Origin of the sequence: Psychromarinibacter halotolerans, assembly GCF_029168315.1 — a bacterium.
Lineage (GTDB): Bacteria > Pseudomonadota > Alphaproteobacteria > Rhodobacterales > Rhodobacteraceae > Psychromarinibacter > Psychromarinibacter halotolerans.
Map to the genome: position 1 here is coordinate 1 of NZ_JARGYD010000022.1, position 19048 is coordinate 19048.

The following is a 19048-nucleotide window of genomic DNA, read 5'->3' on the forward strand; positions in this document are numbered from 1 at the left end:
TTGACGTTGGCGAGATCGACGCCCGTGCCATCCGCCTTCACGCGGACCTTCACGTTGTAGTCGATCACACGTTTCACAGGTACGAGGACCTTCATGCGTGTCTCCCTAGGCTAGGTTAGATGCGCCCCTTGCGTCGGCCCGGGGCGCCAATTCCCGGTGAGTGTTAGCCGGTAAGCCGCGCGGGAAACAGGGCAAAATCGACGCGTTTACGCCATTCAACGCCGCGTTTTCCCGTCATGCGGGATGGTAGCGCCGGTCAGCGGTTTGCGCCGGGCTTCCACAGCACGTCGGCGCGCCCGTCGTCGTTCGCGATGCGCGCGGCGACGAAGAACCAGTCCGACAGGCGGTTGAGATACTTGACCGCCGCGGGGTTCACCTGTTCGTCGGTGGCAAGGTCCACTGTCAGCCGTTCCGCCCGCCGCGCGACGGTGCGGCACAGGTGCAGGTGGGCCGACAGGGCGGTGCCGCCGGGCAGGACGAAGCTGCGCAGCGGCTCCAGCCGGGCATTCATCGCGTCGATCTCGGTTTCCAGCCGGGTCACCTGCGCTTCGGTGACGCGCAGCGGCGGGTATTCGGCGTCGGCGTCCATTTCCATGTCTGGGCGGCACAGGTCGGCGCCAAGGTCGAACAGATCGTTCTGGATGCGGGACAGCTGACCGTCGGTGTCCTCGGGGGCGTACAGCCGCGCCATGCCCAGCGTCGCGTTCAGTTCGTCCACCGTGCCGTAAGCCGTGACGCGCGCGCTGTGCTTGGCGACCCGTTCGCCATTGCCAAGCGCGGTGTCGCCGGCATCGCCGGTGCGGGTGTAGATCTTGGACAGAACGACCATCAGTTACCTCCCATACGGCGGAACGCCACGAAGATCAGGATCACGATCACGGCGATGGCTTGTGCGGCGACGCGGTAGCGCATCAGCCGGTTGGCGTGTTTTCGGTGAAACTCACCGCTCTTGCCGAAGCTGCCGATGCCGATCATCAGGATCACAAGCACCACCAGCACCGAGATGGCAACGAGGATGAACAGCGGATCCTGCCACATGGCGCGTCCTTTCGGTCGGGTTTGGCCTGCGATGTAGCCTGTCCGGGCCCGGAAGCAAAACAGGCAAATTGGCGCGGCCCGCGTTACGACGCGCGGCGGGTCACCCAGTCCGAGGCCCGCGTGGACAGGATGCGGGTCAGGAACTTGGCGAAATGCGCAAGCTTGGTGATCTTGTAGCGCGGGTGCGGCCTGCGGCTTTCCAACGCGTGAATCAGCTTGGCGGTGACGTGGCTGGCGGGCACTTCCAGCCCGGCCTGCGGGTTGTCGCCGCGCCACTTGCGCATCAGGTCCGACTGGTAGCGGTCGGCATGGACCGAGTTCCGCCAGTCGATCCACTTCTCGAACTGAATGCGGCCGTTGGCGCCGAACTTCGTGGTGATCAGCCCCGGTTCGATCAGGACGACGTGGATCGGCTCGCCGTGCAGTTCCAGCCGCAGCGTATCCGTCAGCCCCTCCAGCGCCCACTTGGTCGCGACATAGGCGCCGCGCCACGGATAGCTGGTATAGCCCATGACCGACGAGCAGTTCACGATCCGCCCACCGCCCTGCGCGCGCATCACGGGAATCAGGCGGCGCGTGAGGTGGTGATAGCCGATCAGGTTGGTCTGCAGGATCGCGCGCAGTGCCTCGGTCGGCAGGTCCTCGACCAAACCGGGGATGCCATACGCGCCGTTGTTGAACACGGCGTCCAGCGTGCCGCCGGTGGCTTGCAGCACCTCGTCCAGCCCCGCGTCGATCGAGGCTTCGTCGTCGTAGTCGATCCGCGGGCTTTCCAGCCCCTCGGCGATCAGGCGGTCGCAGTCCTCTTGCTTGCGGCAGGACGCGAACACCCGCCAGCCGCGCGCCTTCAGCGCATGGGCCGCGTCATAGCCGATGCCAGAGGAACAGCCAGTGATAAGAACGGATTTCTGCGTCATGATCCCTGCCTTTCGTCCGAAGGAGTAGGCCGTTCGCGCAAGCCGTACAATCGCGGATCGGACGGCGCGTCAGGGGCGGTCGGACAGTTCCGCCGTGGGCACAAAGCCGGTCTCGCCGGTGCCGATGTCCCGGATCTGTAGCCAGCCGTCGCCCATGTCGAACAGGACTTCCATCTCGTCGCCCGGATACAGAAGCAGGATCTGCTCGGCCTCGGGGTGCGGCGCGCTGCGCAAGGTCGCGCCGTCCCGCGCGACGTACATCAGGGCCGGACGCGTGCCGGTCAGGGCCTCGGCCAGCGCCAGCGCGACAAGGTCGGCGTCGGTCGTCGTTGCGGAGGTCACCGTAGAGGCGGGCGCGGCAGGCGGCGGCTGGATGCCGGACAGGGTCGAGGGCGGCAGCACCTCGGGGCCCGCCAGCGCCGTGGTCACGGGCGCGGCGGCTTCGGCATCGTCGGGCGCGAAATTCGTGGGGCGCGGCGCCGGGCGGGGGACGGGCAGGCGGGACACGTCCAGCGTCCGCTCTGGCCCGGTGTCGGCGGTGGCGTCCTCGGCGCTTGTCGTCGGGGCGGTGGTGTAGGTGTCGGCCATCACGGGCAGCCGGTCGGCGGGAATCGCGTCCAGCGGCAGCGCCTCGATCGTCATCGGGATTTCGTCGGGGTTGGCGGGCAGGGCAGGTTCTAGGACCGGCTCGGCTGCGGGCGCGGCTGCGGCTGCGGGGTGGGGCTGTTCCGGATGCGGCGCACTGATGCGCGGGCCTGTGGGTTCCGGCCTTGCCTTGATCTCTGCCAAAAGCGCGGACAGTTCGGCCGCCGTGTGTGGCCGGTCGGGCCGGGCGTCTGCCTGTTCAGGCGCGGTTGCCGCCGGGGATCCGCCGGTGTCGGGCGCATCCTCTCCGAAGAATAGCATGACGCCCACGATCACGGCGCCAAGCGCCGTCGCTAGAAATTTTCTCATACTGCCCGTTCCCGCGATGTGACGCTTGTTTAAGGGGTCGCGTTCTTTTCGCCGTGCCTCACGGGTACCAAGCCGGGGGCGCGGGGGGTAAGCGAAATGTGCCCGAACGGGCGGCTGGGCGGCGGAATGATGCACGGATGCCATCATCGTGCGGCTCGTGCCCCCGGGTTGGGGCGATCGCGCCTTGTTCCCCTGAACCGCGAGGCGTATCACATCATCTATGAGCGATCAGTCCGACGACCCCAATATCCCGGCCCTTGCCGAGCCCCTGCGCCGCGCCATTGGCGAGCGGTATCTGACCTATGCGCTGTCGACCATCATGCACCGGGCGCTGCCCGACGCGCGCGATGGCCTGAAGCCGGTCCACCGCCGTATCATGTACGCGATGCGCGAGTTGCGGCTGTCGCCGGACAGCCGGTACCGGAAGTCGTCCAAGATCTCGGGCGACGTGATGGGCAACTATCACCCGCACGGCGACGTCGCGATCTATGACGCGATGGCGCGCTTGGCGCAGGATTTCAACGTCCGCTATCCGCTGGTCGACGGGCAGGGCAACTTCGGAAACATCGACGGCGATAACCCGGCTGCCTCGCGCTATACCGAGGCGCGGCTGACCGCTGCCGCCGAAGCGTTGATGGAAGGGCTGAACGAGAACGCCGTCGACTTTCGCGACAACTACGACGGCACGCTGCAGGAACCCGAGGTTCTGCCCGCGTCCTTCCCGAACCTTCTGGCGAACGGCGCCAGCGGTATCGCGGTGGGCATGGCGACGAACATCCCGCCGCACAACATCGACGAGTTGTGCAACGCCTGCCTGCATCTGATCAAGGTGCCGGACGCGCGCGACGACACGCTGCTGAACTACGTGCAGGGCCCCGATTTCCCCACCGGCGGGGTGATCGTCGAGCCGCGCGAAAGCATGATGCAGACCTATCGCACCGGGCGCGGCGCGTTCCGTTTGCGGGCGAAGCACCATATCGAGGATCTTGGCCGCGGCCAGTGGCAGATCGTCGTCACCGAGATCCCGTATCAGGTTCAGAAATCCAAGCTGATCGAGCGGATCGCCGAGGTCATCCAGACCAAGAAGATCCCGATCCTTGGCGACATCCGCGACGAAAGCGCCGAGGACGTGCGCGTCGTGCTGGAGCCGAAGTCGAAGAACGTCGATCCCGACGTGCTGATGAACATGCTGTACCGCAACTGCGATCTCGAGATCCGGTTCAGCCTGAACATGAACGTTCTGATCGACGGACGCACGCCCAAGGTCTGCTCGCTGAAAGAGGTGCTGCGCGCCTTCCTCGATCACCGGCGCGAGGTGCTGCTGCGGCGGTCCCGGCACCGGCTGGCGAAGATCGATCACCGGTTGGAAGTGCTGGAAGGCTTCATCACCGCTTTCCTCAACCTTGACCGCGTGATCGACATCATCCGCTACGACGACGACCCCAAGGCCGCGCTGATGCGCGAGGACTGGTCGCGCGATTTCGTCAAGGCGATGTCCGAGGCGGACTATGTCTCGCCCCCGGCGGGCGAAGGCGAGCTGACCGAGGTTCAGACCGACGCCATCCTGAACATGCGCCTGCGGTCGTTGCGGCGTCTCGAAGAGATGGAACTGCGCCGCGAACGCGAGGCGCTGATGGAAGAGCGGGCCGGGATCGAGGACCTGCTGGACAGCGAAGACGTCCAGTGGTCGCGCATCGCCGACCAGATCCGCGAGACCCGGGCGCAGTTCGGCGCCAAGGCCGAGGGCGGCGCGCGCCGCACCCAGTTCGCCGAGGCGACCGAGGTCGAGGACGTGCCGCTGGAAGCGATGATCGAGCGCGAGCCGGTCACGATCGTCTGCTCCAAGATGGGCTGGATCCGGGCGATGAAGGGCCACATCGCGCTGGACCAAGAGCTGAAGTACAAGGACGGCGACGAGGGTCGGCATATCTTCCATGCCGAGACCACCGACCGCCTGCTGGTGTTCGGATCGAACGGGCGGTTCTATACCCTGTCCGTGTCGAACCTGCCCGGCGGGCGCGGCATGGGGGAACCCGTGCGCCTGATGGTGGATCTGCCGAACGAGGCCGAGATCGTCGATCTGTTCATCCATGACCCCGAGGGCAAACTGCTGCTGGCGTCCAGCGCCGGCGACGGGTTCATCGTGCCGCAGCCCGAGGTGGTCGCGCAGACCCGTTCGGGCAAGCAGGTGCTGAACGTCCGGGGCGACGTGAAGGCCAAGATCTGTCGCAAGGTGTCCGGCGACCACGTCGCCTGCGTGGGCGAGAACCGAAAGGTGCTGGTCTTCCCGCTGACAGAGCTTCCCGAGATGGGCCGCGGCAAGGGTGTCCGCCTGCAAAAGTACAAGGACGGCGGTCTGTCCGACCTGACGACCTTCACGCTGGCGGACGGCCTAAGCTGGCTTGACCCGGCGGGGCGGACGCGGACGGAAAGCGACCTGTCCGAGTGGCTGGGCAAGCGGGCCGGATCGGGCCGTATGGCGCCGCGCGGCTTCCCAAGGGACAATACCTTCACCTGAGCGCCGTGCTTTTGCCGTCTTCGGGCGGGACAGTCGGCGCCGGTGAATTGCCCGTGACCCGCGGGCTTTGACACGGCTCGCCCGTGCGGCGGCCAGAATGGCCCGGAGGCAACGTGAAGCTGCGCACATTGGTTTTCCGCTATGCGGTGTTTGCCGTGATCGCGACGCTTGCCAATCTTGGCGCGCAACGCGCGGTGCTGGCGGTGCGCGACGACGGCTGGGCGCTGATGCTTGCCATCGCGGTGGGCACCGGCGTCGGGCTGGTAGTCAAGTACCTGCTGGACAAGCGGTGGATCTTTCTCGACGGCTCGACCGGTGCGCGGGCGCATGGCGAGCGGTTCAGCCGCTATACCCTGACCGGCGTGTTCACCACGGCGATCTTCTGGGGCATGGAAACCGTGTTCTGGATGATCTGGCAAACCGACCTGATGCGCGAACTGGGCGCGGTGATCGGGCTTGCCATCGGCTATGTCGTGAAGTTCCAGCTGGACAAGCGGTTCGTCTTCCGCCCGACCGGCCCGGCGGCCGCGATGCAGACGGGCGGTGCGGAGCAGGTGCGATGAGCGCGTGGCCAAATCGCAACGCATGCTGCCAATCCAACGGGCGAACCCGTCCCGGCCGATCACATTTGAACAGGGTCCGCTTTACCCGACTTCCCCGTAAGCGGAAAATTTCCTACCACCTGCCAAACCCCCCGGAACGGCGGCCCCAAGGGAAGGGTGAGTCGCGGGAACGAGGAGCACAGTGACTTGAAGAAACGTATTTTCGACCGAAACTTTTTCCTGAACGCCGCCACGGCGATGGCCCTTGGCCTTTCCGGTTCCGCCGCGCAGGCGCTGGACATCGAGGACCGGCTTGCGCAGTTGCGCGCCGCCTACGATGCCGAGACGGCGAAGAACATCATCGAGATTCAGCCTTATCGCTTCGAACAGACCGTGACGCTGCCGGAAGACGGCACGCCTGTCACGCTGGTGTCGCTGAACCCGAACATCAACAGCTGGTTCCTGTTGGGCATCGGCGAGACTCGTCGGACCTGGTTCCATCTGGAGAACCCGGCCCCGAACGACCGCGCCGTGACGCTTGAGGACGGCGCCGACGGACCGGCCCTGCTGATCACCGAAGGCGTGAAGACGTTCCGCTGCACGCCGTGGGCCGGCAACCCGTCGATGCTGGGGGATGCGAGCAACGCGAACCTGCCGTTCTCGCCGGTCTGCGGCGACCGGCTGTATCTGCGGGTGAAGACCAGCGGGTCCTATTCCAGCCTCGAGGCGACCTCGCAGTTCCTGCGGGATCACGTCTGGGGCGGCGACGCGCTGGTGACGTGGGTGAAGGCCACCTTCAACAAGGACAAGTACGCGCTGCTGGACGAGGGTCTGGGCACCGGCAAAAGCGAGACGCCGGTCGCCGGGCCGATCCCCGCCAACGTGCGCTACCCCGAGGACGCGCGGCCGCTGATGGCGGCCTATCACACCATCGACCTTGTCGGTGCCGAATCCGGCATGGCCGCCGGGTCGTGGTATCCGGTGCAGGGGCAGGACGGTGTCTACGTCTCGGCGTTGTCGCCCGGCTACATCGCGCCCGAGGTGTTTGACGTGCCCGGCGCCAACTGGCTGGACGGGACCGAAAGCCGTGCGACCAACTATTTCGTGGCGTTCGAACTGGACCGCTTCGACCTTGGCTTCGCGCGCGGCACCGATCACCCGCGCCTGGACTGGTCGCCGCGCCCGCCGCATTACATGCGGCCCTACGGCATGCCGGGGCCGGACGGTTTCACGACCGAGGCGCCACTGGTGTCGCTTGGCATGGTGCCGCCGTACCTGACCGACCGGGTCACCGCGACCTTCACCGCCGGGTTCAAGCGCCAGCACGGCGCGTTCCGCAGCGGCGCGCTGCGCGACGTGAACTACGGCTCGCACTACGGCTTCCTTGAACACGGCGTGATCTACTCGAAGATCTGGCCGGGCCTTTCAACCGTTTACGTGTCGCAGGACGGCGAGATCGGGATGAAGACGTGGACCGAAGAGGACGACGAGCGCCTGTCGAGCATGCGCTTTGTCCGCCAGAACGGTGTGCCGCTTGTCGAAAACGGGCGCCCCGGCGCGCTGGTTACGCAGTGGGGACCGGGCAACTGGTCGGGTTCTGCCAATGCCGACCTGCGCACCCTGCGCGGCGGTGCCTGCCTGATGAAGTCCGAGAACACCGATTACCTAGTGTACGGCTACTTCTCGACAGCGACGCCTTCGGGCATGGCGCGCAGCTTTCAGGCTTATGGCTGCGACTACGCGATGCTGCTGGACATGAACGCGCTGGAACACACCTACCTTGGCCTCTACTCGTTCGACGACTCGGGCCAGATGCAGGTGGACCACATCATGCGCGGCATGAACAATTTGGACAAAAGCGGGTCCAACGGCGTTATCCCGCGGTTTATCGGCTATCCCGACAACCGCGATGTCTTCTATCTCGTTCGCAAGGAGTAACCGCATGATCCGGGCATTCGCGCTTTCGGTCGGGCTCGTGGCGCTGGCCGCGGGCGTGGAGGCACAGTCGCTGCAGCAGAACAACGAAGTTCTGTTCCGGCAAATCCAGCAGGTCCACCGAATCTCGGCGGCACAGCTGAACCGGATCCGCCAGATCTTTGCCCGCTCGGGCTGGATGGGGCAGGGCAATCCCGGCCCGACGCGGCACCCGATGACGCCGGAGCAATGCGCGGCACGGGTGGGCGGCACGGCGGTCTACAACAACCCGCGGTTCGAAGCGATCTGCGGCGCCAAGTACATGGCGCCGCTGTACGACCCGCGCACGCAGCAGCCCGAAGACGCGACGGCCTGCATCGACCAGTTCGAGTTCCCGAACATGCCCTGCACCTATCCGGTGACATGGGTGCGCGCCAACGAGGCGGCAGAGATCTGTTCCGCGATGGGCAAGCGCCTGTGCGACGCTCACGAATGGGAAGGCGCCTGCGCCGGGGCCCTGACGCCGCCGGACTATCCGTTTGGCGCGGGCTCGGTCGCGGCGATGCGGTCGATCCACAACAACCGCTACGCGGGGTCGAAAAGCTGGGCCTACGGGCCGAACTTCCGCACCGGTGTCTGCGCGCAGGATTCGAACAAAAGCGCGGGCTGCAACGGCGGCGATTTCAACGCCTGCGGGACGAATACCTATCCGACCGGCGCGTTTCCCGGCTGCACCAGCGGGCTGAAGGTCTATGACCTGCACGGCAACGCGGCAGAACACATGAACCTGCCGATGAACCCCAGCCAGATGTCCAGCAACGGCAGCCGCACGCTGGGCGTGACCGAGATGAAGGGCAGCTGGTTCATCTGGGACAAGTACCGTGCGCACGAGGATTGGTGCCGCTGGCGCGCGCCGTACTGGCACGGCACGAACGTGATGAACACGTCCAGCCACCGCAACTATCACCTTGGGTTCCGCTGCTGTTCGACGGTGAACTAGGGGGCGCTGCCCCCGCCGCTTCGCGGCTCCCCCGAGGTATTTCTGAAGAGAAGAAGCAGGGTCGCCCCATCGGGGCGGCCCGTCCGGTGTCCGGGGCGGTTGAAATGGAAACGCCCGCGGCCTTGTCTGGCGCGCGGGCGATCCGGTCCCTCGTTTTTTGTCTTGTCCCGTGACTAGCGGTAGAGCGTCGCCATCAGGTTGCGAACGTTGCGCATCGGCCCCTCGGTGCCGGTGACGATGCCCGCGATGTCGTCATCCTGCATGACCTTGTCCAGCGCGACCGGGCGGCCGTTCAGGAAGGCGATGCGGCTGACAAGCCGGATGCCGTGGCTGTAGTCGGCGTATTCCTCGCCATGGACCAGGCTGAGCGGCTGGATCGGGCTGCCGTTCGAGCGGTGCCAGCCGTAGATCGCCACGCGGCCGGGCTGCTTGCGCAGGCGTTCCGAGATCACGAGATCCTTCTTGATCCCGGCGACCAGCGCGGCCGGATGAAGGCCCAGCGGACCGGCCTGACCTTCGACGGTGGTGTTGTGCCGTTCGAAGTAGCTGGTGGTCGTCATCGCCGCGCCCGGTTCCATCGGGTTCGGAGCAAGGCGCACCTCTGCCTGTTCGTAGATCGTGTCGACCATCGCGGGCGTCGGCAGGATGAACCCCATCTGGTCCGCGATCCGGGCGGCGGAGGCCATGCCCAGCGGGACGCGGACGTAGTCGTCGTCATCGCCAACGGCCAGATAGTCCGGCGTCACGCAGATGGTGATCTCCATCTGCCGTCCGTTTACCACGCCCGTCATCGTCACCGGGACGAGATCGCGCATGAAGGCGGGCATGTTGCCGCCGAGAATTTCGCGTTCCAGAACGGCGTCGCGTTCGACCCCGCTTAGGTTCATCACCGAATTGACGACCGTGGAACCGCCCTGAGAGCTGTTCTTCCGATGCGGCATCAGCTTGGTGAGTTTTTGCAGGCAAAGTCCATGCCCACTGCCGGCCTCTGCCGGTGCTGTGACTGCCAGCGACAATGCAATCGCCAGCGAGCCCAGGAATCCTAGCCTCGTCATCCCCTACGTGCCTTCTGTCCCAACTAACCGCGCCTAAACCCCGCAACACCGCGTCGGCGGATGTCCCCACATCCGTCAAAGCGTTTAGATGTCCCGTGGGCGGATTAGGCGCCTCATTCCGTATGCAACCAGAAGGCGCTTGTAGCCGGGTTATGTCAAGTTTGTGTAAATCGCCTTGGCGGGAATCCGCCCGACCGATGGCGGGTGATCGCCTTTATTAACAAGGGTTGCGGGGCTTTTCGGGGTTGAGTCAACCTAAGCGTTAGCGGTTGTGCGAGGTGGGAATCGGAACGGTTTGGCGCGGTCTTGCGTTGAGTCCGGCCCGCAAGCCTGTGGCGGGTTCGTCACGGATAAATCCAGAAAATGTCCCGGATTCAAAACCCTAACATGCCGGCCCTGACAGGGGGCGAAGAGCCCGCCCGATGACCGGACCGATTCCCCGCGCCGCCGGTCTTCCCGATGCCGGGGCAGGTCTTTGCTATTTCCCCGACGACCGGCCCGGCATTAGCCGAATCCGCCGCGGCAAGGGGTTCAGCTATCGTTCCCCGGACGGAACGACCATCCGCGATACCGCGGAACGAAAGCGAATCGCCCTGATCGCGGTGCCTCCGGCCTATGAAAGGGTCTGGATCTCTCCTCTTTCCAACGGCCACTTGCAGGCCACCGGACGCGATGCGCGCGGGCGCAAGCAGTACCGCTATCACCCCGACTGGACGGCGCAGCGGGCGGCGCGGAAATACGCGCAGCTGGCGGCCTTCGGCGAGACACTGCCCCGCCTGCGCGCCCGCATCGCCGAGGGGCTGCGCGCCGCGCCGGGGTCGCAGGACCTGGCGGTCGCGGCGGTGCTGGCGCTTTTGGACCGTGCGGCGATCCGGGTGGGCGGCGTGGATTACGCGCGCGACAACGAAAGCTATGGTGCGACCACGCTTCTGCCGGACCACGTGCGGTTCGGGAAAGACGGCGTGACGCTGGATTTCCCCGGCAAGGGCGGCACCCAGATCACCTGCCGTCTGCACGGCAAGCGGTTGGAGCGCGCCCTGCACAAGGTCCACGATCTGCCGGGGGCCGAGCTGATCTCGTGGATCGACGAGGACGGGCAGCCGCGTGGCGTCCGGTCGGATCAGGTGAACGCGCTGATCGCGGAGGTCTGCGGCGAGGGGATGACGGCGAAGACCTTCCGGACATGGAACGGCACCCACGCCGCGTTCTCCTGTGCGTGCCGGCTTGACGCGCCGCGGATCGCCGACCTGACCGAGGCCGCGGCAGAGCGGCTGGGCAACACGCCGGCCATCGCCCGGACCAGCTATGTCCATCCCGAGGTGATTGCGCTGGCCGGGGCAGAGGACCGCAGTCGCCGCCTGTCGCGGCTGAAACCAAAGGACCGGCACGGATTGAAGGCCGGCGAGGCGGAACTGATCGCGTTTCTGGAATAGCCCGCGCATTATCGCGGTGGATTATCCTGCATTATTGTGCTTTTCTTCCCGGCAGAGGGAGAAATAGCACTTCATGACCCCGGATGGCAGCATTCTGGCGCAGGCCTTCAGCCTGATTTTGGCGTGGGATCCAGCCCTTGCCGAAATCATCGGCCTGTCGTTGCGCGTTACGCTGACCGCCGTGCTGGTGTCGTGCCTGATCGGTTTGCCGCTGGGCGCTGCGGTGGGCGCGTTCCGGTTTCCGGGGCGGGCCGTGCTGGCGGTGCTGATGAACGCGCTGATGGGACTGCCGCCGGTGGTCGTCGGTCTTGTCGTTTACCTGATGCTGTCGGCGTCCGGTCCGCTGGGCGTGTTGCAGTTGTTGTATACGCCCACGGCCATGATCATCGCGCAGGCGATCCTTGTGGCCCCGATCGTCGCGGCGCTGACGCGGCAGACGGTCGAGGACCTGTCGCAGGAGTATTCCGAACAGTTCGCGTCGCTTGGCGTGGGGCCTCTGGCGCGGGTCGGCGCGCTGCTGTGGGACGCCCGCTACAGCCTGTTGACCGTGGCGCTTGCGGGGTTTGGCCGCGCGGTGGCAGAGGTTGGCGCCGTGATCATCGTGGGGGGCAACATCAACCATGTCACACGGGTGATGACCACGACGATCGCGCTGGAGACGTCGAAGGGCAATCTCGATCTGGCGCTTGCGCTGGGTGTCGTGCTGCTGGCGCTTGCGCTGGCCGTGAACGCGGCCGTCATGACGATCCGCGCGTCGGCGGGACGGACCGTCTATGCTTGAGCTGGTCCAACCCCGCGCCGAGACCGAGGACATGCCGCTGCCAGAGCCGGTGTTGACCGCGCGGGGCGTCAGCTATGACGCTGGCGGGCGCAGGCTGGTGTCCGGTGTGACGGCGGGCATCCGGCCGGGGCGGCGCACGTTGGTGATGGGCGCGAACGGGGCGGGCAAAAGCCTGTTCCTGCGTTTGCTGCACGGATTGATCCAGCCTACAGAAGGCGAGGTGCTGTGGCACGGGCGGCCGCTGGACCGCAACGCACGGCGCGCGCAGGCGATGGTGTTCCAGCGCCCCGTGATGCTGCGCCGGTCCGTGCTGGGCAACCTGCGGTTCGCGCTGGGCGTTCGTGGCATCCGCGGCAGCGAACGCGCGCATCGTGTGGCCGAGGCGCTGGAGCGCGCGCGCCTGACCGATCTGGCCAACCGCCCCGCCCGTGTCCTGTCCGGTGGCGAGCAGCAACGGCTTGCCATTGCCCGCGCCCTGTCCACCGCGCCCGAGGTTCTGTTCCTCGACGAACCCACGGCCAGCCTTGACCCCGCCTCGACCCATGCGGTCGAGGAGCTGGTGAACGCCGCGCACGCTGCGGGCGTCGCCATCGTCATGATCACCCACGACGCGGGGCAGGCCCGGCGGCTGGGGGATGACGTGATCTTCATGCACAACGGCCGCATCGCCGAGTACGGACCCGCCGGTCGCGTTCTCGACATGCCCCGGTCCGCGGCCGCGAAGGCGTGGCTGGACGGGCGGCTGTGCCTTTCCGATTGACCCTACCCAAAGACCCAAGGGAGACGACCCAATGATCAGACGCGCCTTTCTCGGCCTTGCCGCGGCGCTTGCCTTCAGCGCGCCCGCGCTGGCGCAGGACGATAGCTTCATCATCGTCCAGTCGACGACATCGACCCAGAACTCGGGACTGTTCGACTATCTTCTGCCGATCTTCACCGACAAGACCGGGATCGAAGTTCGCGTCGTCGCCGTCGGCACCGGGCAGGCGATCAAGAACGCGGCGAATGGCGACGGTGATGTGCTGTTCGTCCACGCCAAGCCGGCCGAAGAGAAGTTCGTCGCCGATGGCGACGGGGTCGAGCGGTTCGACGTGATGTACAACGACTTCGTTATCGTCGGTCCGGCAGGCGACCCTGCGGGTGTGGGCGGCATGTCCGATGTGACCGCCGCCATGGAGATGATCGCCGAGGCCGAGGCCCCCTTCGCGTCGCGCGGGGACGACAGCGGCACCCACAAGGCCGAGCTGCGCCTGTGGGGCGAAACCGACGTCGACATCTCCGCCGCGTCGGGCGGCTGGTACCGCGAGACGGGGTCGGGCATGGGCGCGACGCTGAACGCCGCGACCGGCATGGGCGCCTACGCCCTGACCGACCGCGCCACGTGGATCGCGTTCGGCAACAAGGGCGACTACGTCATCCAGGTCGAGGGCGACGAGAAGATGTTCAACCAGTACGGCATCATCCTTGTGAACCCCGAGACGCACCCGAACGTGAAGGCCGACCTTGGTCAGCAGTTCGTCGACTGGATCATCTCGGCCGAGGGGCAGGACGCCATTGCTGCCTACACGGTCGATGGTCAGCAGCTCTTCTTCCCCAACGCCAATTCCGGCGCGATGTAAGGTCTGCTGTCCGAACTGCCCCGGCGCGCGCCTCAGACACGCGCGCCGGGGCCCTTTTGCCGGTGGAGCGCTGTCAGCGCGACAGCCAGCGCACCGCGCCCGCGTCCGTCAGATCGTAACCGCCGAGTGCGTCTGCCTTCGCACGGAAACTGTCGGACCGGGTGAAGGTCATCAGCCGCTGAAACGGCGGTGTGAACCACGCGCGCCGGTCGACCAACAGGTCGTAGTTTTCCTCAACCAGCGGCACGAACCCCAGACCGAACTGGCGCGCCATCGCGCCGATGCCAAGCGCCGCTTCGGCCTCGCCCGCCGACACGGCGGCAGCGGCATCGCTTTCGGTGCGCGCCACGGTGCCGCTGGGCACCAGATCGTCGCGTGTCATCCCGGCCTCTGCCAACAGCCTGTCCAGCAGCGCGGCGGCGCCGGCGCCGTCCTGCCGCAGCGCGACACGGCGGCCCTTCAGATCCGCGATACCCTTGACCGCATCGGCGATCTGCGGCGCCAGCAGGATGCCGCGCGCCCGCACCGCCCACCCGATCAGCACGCAGCCGGCCAGTCCGCGTGCGGTCACGGTGCCGACGTTCCAGCCGCCGTCTTCGGGCACGTGCATCCCGGCCGCTGCAGCGTGTCCACCGGCGAAGCGGTCCAGCCCGTCAAGGCTGCCATCCGTCAGCGTTGCAAGCCCGGCGCCGCTTTCGCGGATCGCCCAGTCCAGCAGCGGATCGTGCGAGCCCGCGACCACATCCGGTCGCGGCCCGGCCACGCCGCCGTCGCCGCCCTCGATCCACGTATGGATCTCATCGGCGGGGAACAGCAGCTTGCCGGTGATGCGGCGGTGCGGGATCTCGTCGGCGGCGGCAAGGTCATAGACCTTGCGTTCGCGCACCCGCAAAAGCTCGGCCACTTCCTTGGTGGTCAGGTATCGCGGCTGGTCCGTATCGGGCATCTGTCGGGGTGTCTCGGTGCGGTGAAGTGGACAGAATGACCCGCAGCGCCGGGAACGGCAAGGGCGGGTGTCACAGATCCGCGTGGTGACCCCGGCAGGATTCGAACCTGCAACCTGCCCCTTAGGAGGGGGCTGCTCTATCCAGTTGAGCCACGGGGCCACGCAGACAGCGTGATAGTCCAGTCGCTGTCTTCTGTCATCCGTAAACTCCCCGCAGATTGCCACCTGCGCGGGACCGTGGCGGGTGCTACGGTTCGGGTATGAGCCTGTTGCGAAAACTCTTCGGCGGTCGCGGACGCACGACGACGCCTGACGCGGCCACGCTGTCGCGGCCCGCACCCGACGGGGCGTTCTATGCCATCGGTGACATCCACGGATGTGCCGGGAAGCTGAGCGCGCTGATCGACCACGTCAACACAGAGGCGCCGGATGCGCCGCTGGTCTGCGTCGGGGACTACGTGGACCGCGGAGAGGCCTCTGCCGAGGTGCTGCGCCTGCTGATGGATCTGCCGTCGACCCGGCCCGGGCCGGTGATCTGCCTTGCGGGAAACCACGAGGCGATGCTGCTGGATGCCCTGGACGACCCGGACCGCAGCGCGGCGCGGTGGCTGCGCCACGGCGGGCTTCAGACGCTGGCCAGCTTCGGTGTCGCGCCGGGCGGGTCGGGCGAGGGCGACGCAATGGCGCGGCGGCTGCGCGCGGCGATGGGGGACGAGATGCTGGACTGGGTGCGCGCCCGGCCCGCGTGGTGGCAAAGCGGCAACGTCGCGGTGGTTCACGCCGCCGCCGACCCGTGGCTGCCGATGGCGGCACAAGCGAACAGCACCCTTATGTGGGGCCACCCGGAGTTCCGGCGCATGGCGCGGACCGACGGCGTGTGGGTCGTGCACGGGCACACCATCACGGACCAGCCGCTTGTCGCGGATGGCGTCATCTCGATCGATACCGGCGCCTATGCGGGGGGGCCACTGACACTGGCCCGGATCGCGGACGACGGCGTGACCTTCGCGGGCGCCTGATCCTTCCGCGAGGACCGCGCCGTCAGCGCATGGACAGTCGCATCCGGGGTGGTCTAACCTGCGTCCGGCAGGCGGACCCTTACCCGCCGCATGGGGGAGGACGGGTCGGTGACGGACCGCACGATACTTTGCTTCGGCGACAGCAACACGCATGGCACCCGGGCGCTTCGGTTCCTGAACGACCGTCGCCGCCACGCGAAGGCCGACCGCTGGCCGTCGGTGATGGCCGGGGCGCTGGGCGCGGGCTGGGACGTGATCGCCGAAGGGCATCCGGGCCGGACCGCCGTGTTCGACGATCCCATCGAAGGCGTCCACAAGAACGGGATGCGGGCGCTTCCGGCGCTGCTGGAGACGCACCTGCCCGTCGACCTTGTGATCGTCATGCTGGGCACCAACGACACCAAGACCCGGTTCTCTGCCACGTCCTTTGACATCGCCAAGGGGCTGGAGAAAGTGGCGCGGACGATCCTTGCGTCGGATGCCGGTCCTGACGGCGCCGCGCCCCGCGTCCTTCTGGCCGCGCCGGTGCCGGTGATCGAAGTCGGCCCCATCGCGCCGATGTTCGTCGGCGCGCAAACGAAATCGACAGAGCTGGCCGGACACCTCGAGGCCGCCGCGTCTAGACTGGGCGTGGGGTTCATCGACCTTGCGCCGGTCGCGCAGGCGGACCCGGTGGACGGCGTGCACCTTACGGCAGAAGCACAGGCCGCGATCGGGCGGGCGATGGCAGATGCCGTACAGCAGATATTTTCCTGAGAAAGAGGAACCACAGTGAGCGGACCTATCGTCATCCTCGGCGTTTTCGTCGCCGACACCGCCTATCGCGCCGAACGGATGCCCAAGATGGGGGAGACCATCCTTGGCAACAGCTTCAAGCTGGGTCCGGGGGGCAAGGGCTCGAACCAGTCCGTCGCGGCCGCCAAGGCCGGCGGCGACGTGCGGATGATCACCCGGCTGGGCAAGGACGCCTTCGCCGACATCGCGCTTAGCACATGGTCCGACGCCGGCGTCGTCCCCGAGATCGAACAGGTCGAGGACAGCTACACCGGCGCGGCGTATATCTTCATCGAAGAGGCCACCGGCAACAACGCGATCATCATCTCGCCCGGAGCGGCCGGGACCATCGACGTGCCCTTCGTCGACCGCAAGGCCGACCTGATCGCGGGCGCATCGGTGTTCATGACACAGCTTGAACAGCCGATGCCCGCCGCCGTCCGTGCGCTGGAGATCGCGCGCGAGGGCGGGGCGATCACGATCCTGAACCCCGCGCCCGCCGCCGAGCTGCCCGAGGGGATGCTGGCGCTGTGCGATTACGTCACGCCGAACGAATCCGAGGCCGAGGCGATCACCGGACTGCCGGTAACGACCGTCGAGGAAGCGCAGGCCGCGGCGGAAATGCTGCTGGCGCGCGGTGCGAAGGCCGCGATCATCACGCTGGGCGAAAAGGGCGCGCTGTACCACGACGCAACGCGGTCCGAGCACGTTCCGGTGTTCCCGGTGGGCAAGGTCGTCGAGACGACGGGCGCTGGCGACGCGTTCAACGGCGCTTTCGCCACCGGGCTGGCGGAAGGAATGGACCCGGTCGAGGCGATGCGCTTTGGCTGTGCCTGCGCGTCGATTTCCGTGACCCGTCCCGGCACCGCGCCGTCGATGCCGTCGCGGGACGAGATCGAGGCGCTGCTGGCGGGCTGACGCGCGGTTCGCGACCGGCGATGGGGGCGCTGCCCCCGTCGCACCCTTGGTGCGACTCCCCCGAGGTACTTGGAAAGAGAAGAAGGCGCAGACGTGCCGGCCGCCGTGGCGGCGATTTGTTGTCTGCGTGTCTTCGGAAGCGGCCTGGCAGGGGCGGAGGGACTCGAACCCACGACCCTCGGTTTTGGAGACCGATGCTCTACCAACTGAGCTACACCCCTAGGCCGGCCTGCTGGGTACGCATTCCCCGCGGCAAAAGCAAGAGCAATCCGGGGGCTTGGCGGCGAAATCCGGCCGTCCCGCGCGTTACTTGCGCTGGCGCCGCCAGCGGGCCGGGACGTTGACCCAGCGCATCCGCCACAGCACCAGCACTTGCAGCACCAGAAACCCGCCGAGCGCGGCGGTCACCTTCCAGAAGGCGTCGCCATCGGCGGTGCCGGGGATGCCGCCCACGTTGATTCCCAGCAGGCCGGTCAGAAAGCTGAGCGGCAGGAACACCGCCGAGATGACGGACAGGATGTAGAGGTTGCGGTTCAGCCGGTCAGAATGGGCGCTGGCGATCTCGTCGCGGGCGACCACCAGGCGTTCGGACAGGCCTTCGAGGTCTTCGACCGTGCGGGTCAGCACGTCCTGCTGTTCGGCGAGTTCGAGCCGCGCCTCGTCTTCGAGGAAGGACAGGCGGTCACCGACAAGCTGCCCCAGCGCGTCCCGTTGCGGCCGCAGGTAGCGGCGCAGGTCGACGAGTTCTTGCCGGATGTCGGTGATCTGCGGGCGCAGCGTGCCGGGGTCGGCCTCGTCCGACAGCACGGCCTGTTCGATGCGCTCGCCGTCGTCGTCCAACACGTCGACCCGGTCGACGATCCGCGCGTTCAGGCGGGCGGCGATTTCAGCGAGAAAGGTTCCGGCATCCTGCGGGCCGGTGCCGTCGGCGACGGACTGGCGCAATTCGCGGACCGCGGCCAGCTGGCGCAGCGACAGGGTGACGATACGGGCGGGATCGATCCAGATCCGCAGCGAGACCATGTCCTCGGGTTCGGACCCCGGGTTGGTGTTCAGGCCGCGCAGGAAGATCATCGCGCCGTCGCCGTGAAAACTGACGCGGGGCCGGGTGGCGTCGGCCACCAGCGCGTGGCGCACGGCCAGCGGCAGGTAGGACATGTGGGTCTCGATCCACGCGGCGGTGGCGGGGTCGCCCGCGTTCATGTGAACCCATGCGAGTTCCGGCGCTTCGAGCGAGTCCGCGACGGCCTGTCCGGTCAGTTCGGAGCCGGGTGTGGCGCCGTTCAGGCTGTGGGCGAAAAGGATGTGATCACTCATGGCCGGTCACTTTTGCATTGGACCCAGTATCTAGCGCCACATCTAGCGCCACGGGGCGGTGGCGCAAAAGAAAACGGCCCGCGCGGGATGCGCGGGCCGTTTCCGAATGTCTTGCAGGCGCGTCGATTACTCGACGATTTCCGACACGACGCCGGCGCCGACGGTGCGGCCGCCTTCGCGGATGGCGAAGCGCAGGCCGTTTTCCATGGCGATCGGCGCGATCAGTTCAACCGAGAACGACACGTTGTCGCCCGGCATCACCATCTCGGTGCCTTCGGCCAGCGTCACGGTGCCGGTCACGTC

General features: G+C 67.0%; 19 protein-coding genes, 2 tRNA genes and 1 pseudogene. 11 read left to right on the forward strand and 11 right to left on the reverse strand.

Annotation, left to right across the window (positions count from 1 at the left end; translation table 11 throughout):
* From P1K30_RS23445 to P1K30_RS23465, 5 genes and pseudogenes are all read right to left on the reverse strand, one after another.
* Positions 1-95: pseudogene (locus P1K30_RS23445) on the reverse strand (electron transfer flavoprotein subunit beta/FixA family protein); the annotation flags it as partial.
* 161 nt (positions 96-256) lie between these two features.
* Positions 257-829, reverse strand: a complete 573-nt coding sequence (locus P1K30_RS23450; protein WP_275635173.1) for a cob(I)yrinic acid a,c-diamide adenosyltransferase — start codon at positions 827-829, stop codon at positions 257-259.
* Positions 829-1038, reverse strand: a complete 210-nt coding sequence (locus P1K30_RS23455; RefSeq protein ID WP_275635174.1) for a twin transmembrane helix small protein — start codon at positions 1036-1038, stop codon at positions 829-831. The genes P1K30_RS23450 and P1K30_RS23455 overlap by 1 nt, the downstream gene beginning before the upstream one ends.
* Positions 1039-1121: 83 nt before the next feature.
* Positions 1122-1955 carry an SDR family NAD(P)-dependent oxidoreductase gene (locus P1K30_RS23460; protein ID WP_275635175.1) on the reverse strand — a complete coding sequence of 278 codons (834 nt, stop codon included), beginning with the start codon at positions 1953-1955 and terminating at the stop codon, positions 1122-1124.
* A gap of 69 nt (positions 1956-2024) precedes the next feature.
* Entirely contained in the window at positions 2025-2909 is an 885-nt protein-coding gene (locus P1K30_RS23465) for an SH3 domain-containing protein (RefSeq protein WP_275635176.1), read from the reverse strand.
* A 220-nt stretch (positions 2910-3129) separates the two neighbouring features.
* Here P1K30_RS23465 and P1K30_RS23470 point away from each other — a divergent pair, with 220 nt between their 5' ends.
* The 4 genes from P1K30_RS23470 to P1K30_RS23485 all read left to right on the forward strand — a co-directional run bounded on the left by P1K30_RS23470 (position 3130) and on the right by P1K30_RS23485 (position 8883).
* On the forward strand, positions 3130-5427 hold the full coding sequence (locus P1K30_RS23470) for a DNA topoisomerase IV subunit A (protein ID WP_275635177.1): 2298 nt from the start codon (positions 3130-3132) through the stop codon (positions 5425-5427).
* A 113-nt stretch (positions 5428-5540) separates the two neighbouring features.
* Complete coding sequence (locus P1K30_RS23475; RefSeq protein WP_275635178.1) at positions 5541-5990, forward strand: GtrA family protein; 450 nt, start codon at positions 5541-5543, stop codon at positions 5988-5990.
* Positions 5991-6176: 186 nt separating this feature from the next.
* Complete coding sequence (locus P1K30_RS23480) at positions 6177-7907, forward strand: hypothetical protein (RefSeq protein ID WP_275635179.1); 1731 nt, start codon at positions 6177-6179, stop codon at positions 7905-7907.
* Positions 7908-7911: 4 nt separating this feature from the next.
* Positions 7912-8883 (forward strand): SUMF1/EgtB/PvdO family nonheme iron enzyme, encoded by a 972-nt coding sequence (locus tag P1K30_RS23485; RefSeq protein WP_275635180.1) that lies wholly within the window; start codon positions 7912-7914, stop codon positions 8881-8883.
* Positions 8884-9056: 173 nt separating this feature from the next.
* On the opposite strand, the gene P1K30_RS23490 is transcribed toward P1K30_RS23485, so the two are convergent.
* Positions 9057-9938: a hypothetical protein gene (locus P1K30_RS23490; RefSeq protein ID WP_275635181.1), complete on the reverse strand. Its 882-nt coding sequence runs from the start codon at positions 9936-9938 to the stop codon at positions 9057-9059.
* Positions 9939-10360: 422 nt separating this feature from the next.
* On the opposite strand from P1K30_RS23490, the gene P1K30_RS23495 reads away from it, so the two are divergent.
* The 4 genes from P1K30_RS23495 (at position 10361) to P1K30_RS23510 (ending at position 13771) form a co-directional block, all read left to right on the forward strand.
* Positions 10361-11371 carry a DNA topoisomerase IB gene (locus P1K30_RS23495; RefSeq protein WP_275635182.1) on the forward strand — a complete coding sequence of 337 codons (1011 nt, stop codon included), beginning with the start codon at positions 10361-10363 and terminating at the stop codon, positions 11369-11371.
* Positions 11372-11444: 73 nt separating this feature from the next.
* Entirely contained in the window at positions 11445-12152 is a 708-nt protein-coding gene (locus tag P1K30_RS23500; protein ID WP_275635183.1) for an ABC transporter permease, read from the forward strand.
* Positions 12145-12912 carry an ABC transporter ATP-binding protein gene (locus tag P1K30_RS23505; RefSeq protein WP_275635184.1) on the forward strand — a complete coding sequence of 256 codons (768 nt, stop codon included), beginning with the start codon at positions 12145-12147 and terminating at the stop codon, positions 12910-12912. The genes P1K30_RS23500 and P1K30_RS23505 overlap by 8 nt, the downstream gene beginning before the upstream one ends.
* A gap of 31 nt (positions 12913-12943) precedes the next feature.
* Positions 12944-13771 carry an ABC transporter substrate-binding protein gene (locus P1K30_RS23510; protein WP_275635185.1) on the forward strand — a complete coding sequence of 276 codons (828 nt, stop codon included), beginning with the start codon at positions 12944-12946 and terminating at the stop codon, positions 13769-13771.
* A 73-nt stretch (positions 13772-13844) separates the two neighbouring features.
* Here P1K30_RS23510 and P1K30_RS23515 read toward each other — a convergent pair whose 3' ends face one another.
* Positions 13845-14717 carry a helix-turn-helix transcriptional regulator gene (locus P1K30_RS23515; protein WP_275635186.1) on the reverse strand — a complete coding sequence of 291 codons (873 nt, stop codon included), beginning with the start codon at positions 14715-14717 and terminating at the stop codon, positions 13845-13847.
* A gap of 83 nt (positions 14718-14800) precedes the next feature.
* Positions 14801-14877: transfer RNA gene (locus P1K30_RS23520), tRNA-Arg, on the reverse strand.
* 100 nt (positions 14878-14977) lie between these two features.
* On the opposite strand from P1K30_RS23520, the gene P1K30_RS23525 reads away from it, so the two are divergent.
* The 3 genes from P1K30_RS23525 to rbsK all read left to right on the forward strand — a co-directional run bounded on the left by P1K30_RS23525 (position 14978) and on the right by rbsK (position 17428).
* Positions 14978-15736 carry a metallophosphoesterase gene (locus P1K30_RS23525; RefSeq protein WP_275635187.1) on the forward strand — a complete coding sequence of 253 codons (759 nt, stop codon included), beginning with the start codon at positions 14978-14980 and terminating at the stop codon, positions 15734-15736.
* Positions 15737-15844: 108 nt separating this feature from the next.
* Positions 15845-16492, forward strand: a complete 648-nt coding sequence (locus tag P1K30_RS23530; RefSeq protein ID WP_275635188.1) for an SGNH/GDSL hydrolase family protein — start codon at positions 15845-15847, stop codon at positions 16490-16492.
* Between the two features lie 15 nt (positions 16493-16507).
* Entirely contained in the window at positions 16508-17428 is a 921-nt protein-coding gene (rbsK, locus tag P1K30_RS23535) for a ribokinase (protein ID WP_275635189.1), read from the forward strand.
* 145 nt (positions 17429-17573) lie between these two features.
* On the opposite strand, the gene P1K30_RS23540 is transcribed toward rbsK, so the two are convergent.
* The 3 genes from P1K30_RS23540 to P1K30_RS23550 form a co-directional block, all read right to left on the reverse strand.
* Positions 17574-17649: transfer RNA gene (locus P1K30_RS23540), tRNA-Trp, on the reverse strand.
* 85 nt (positions 17650-17734) lie between these two features.
* Positions 17735-18745, reverse strand: coding sequence for a zinc transporter ZntB (locus P1K30_RS23545; protein ID WP_275635190.1), 1011 nt, complete (start codon positions 18743-18745; stop codon positions 17735-17737).
* A gap of 126 nt (positions 18746-18871) precedes the next feature.
* Positions 18872-19048, reverse strand: a 177-nt coding sequence (locus P1K30_RS23550; protein WP_476748546.1) for an EF-Tu C-terminal domain-related protein, incomplete at its 5' end; no start/stop codon positions are given.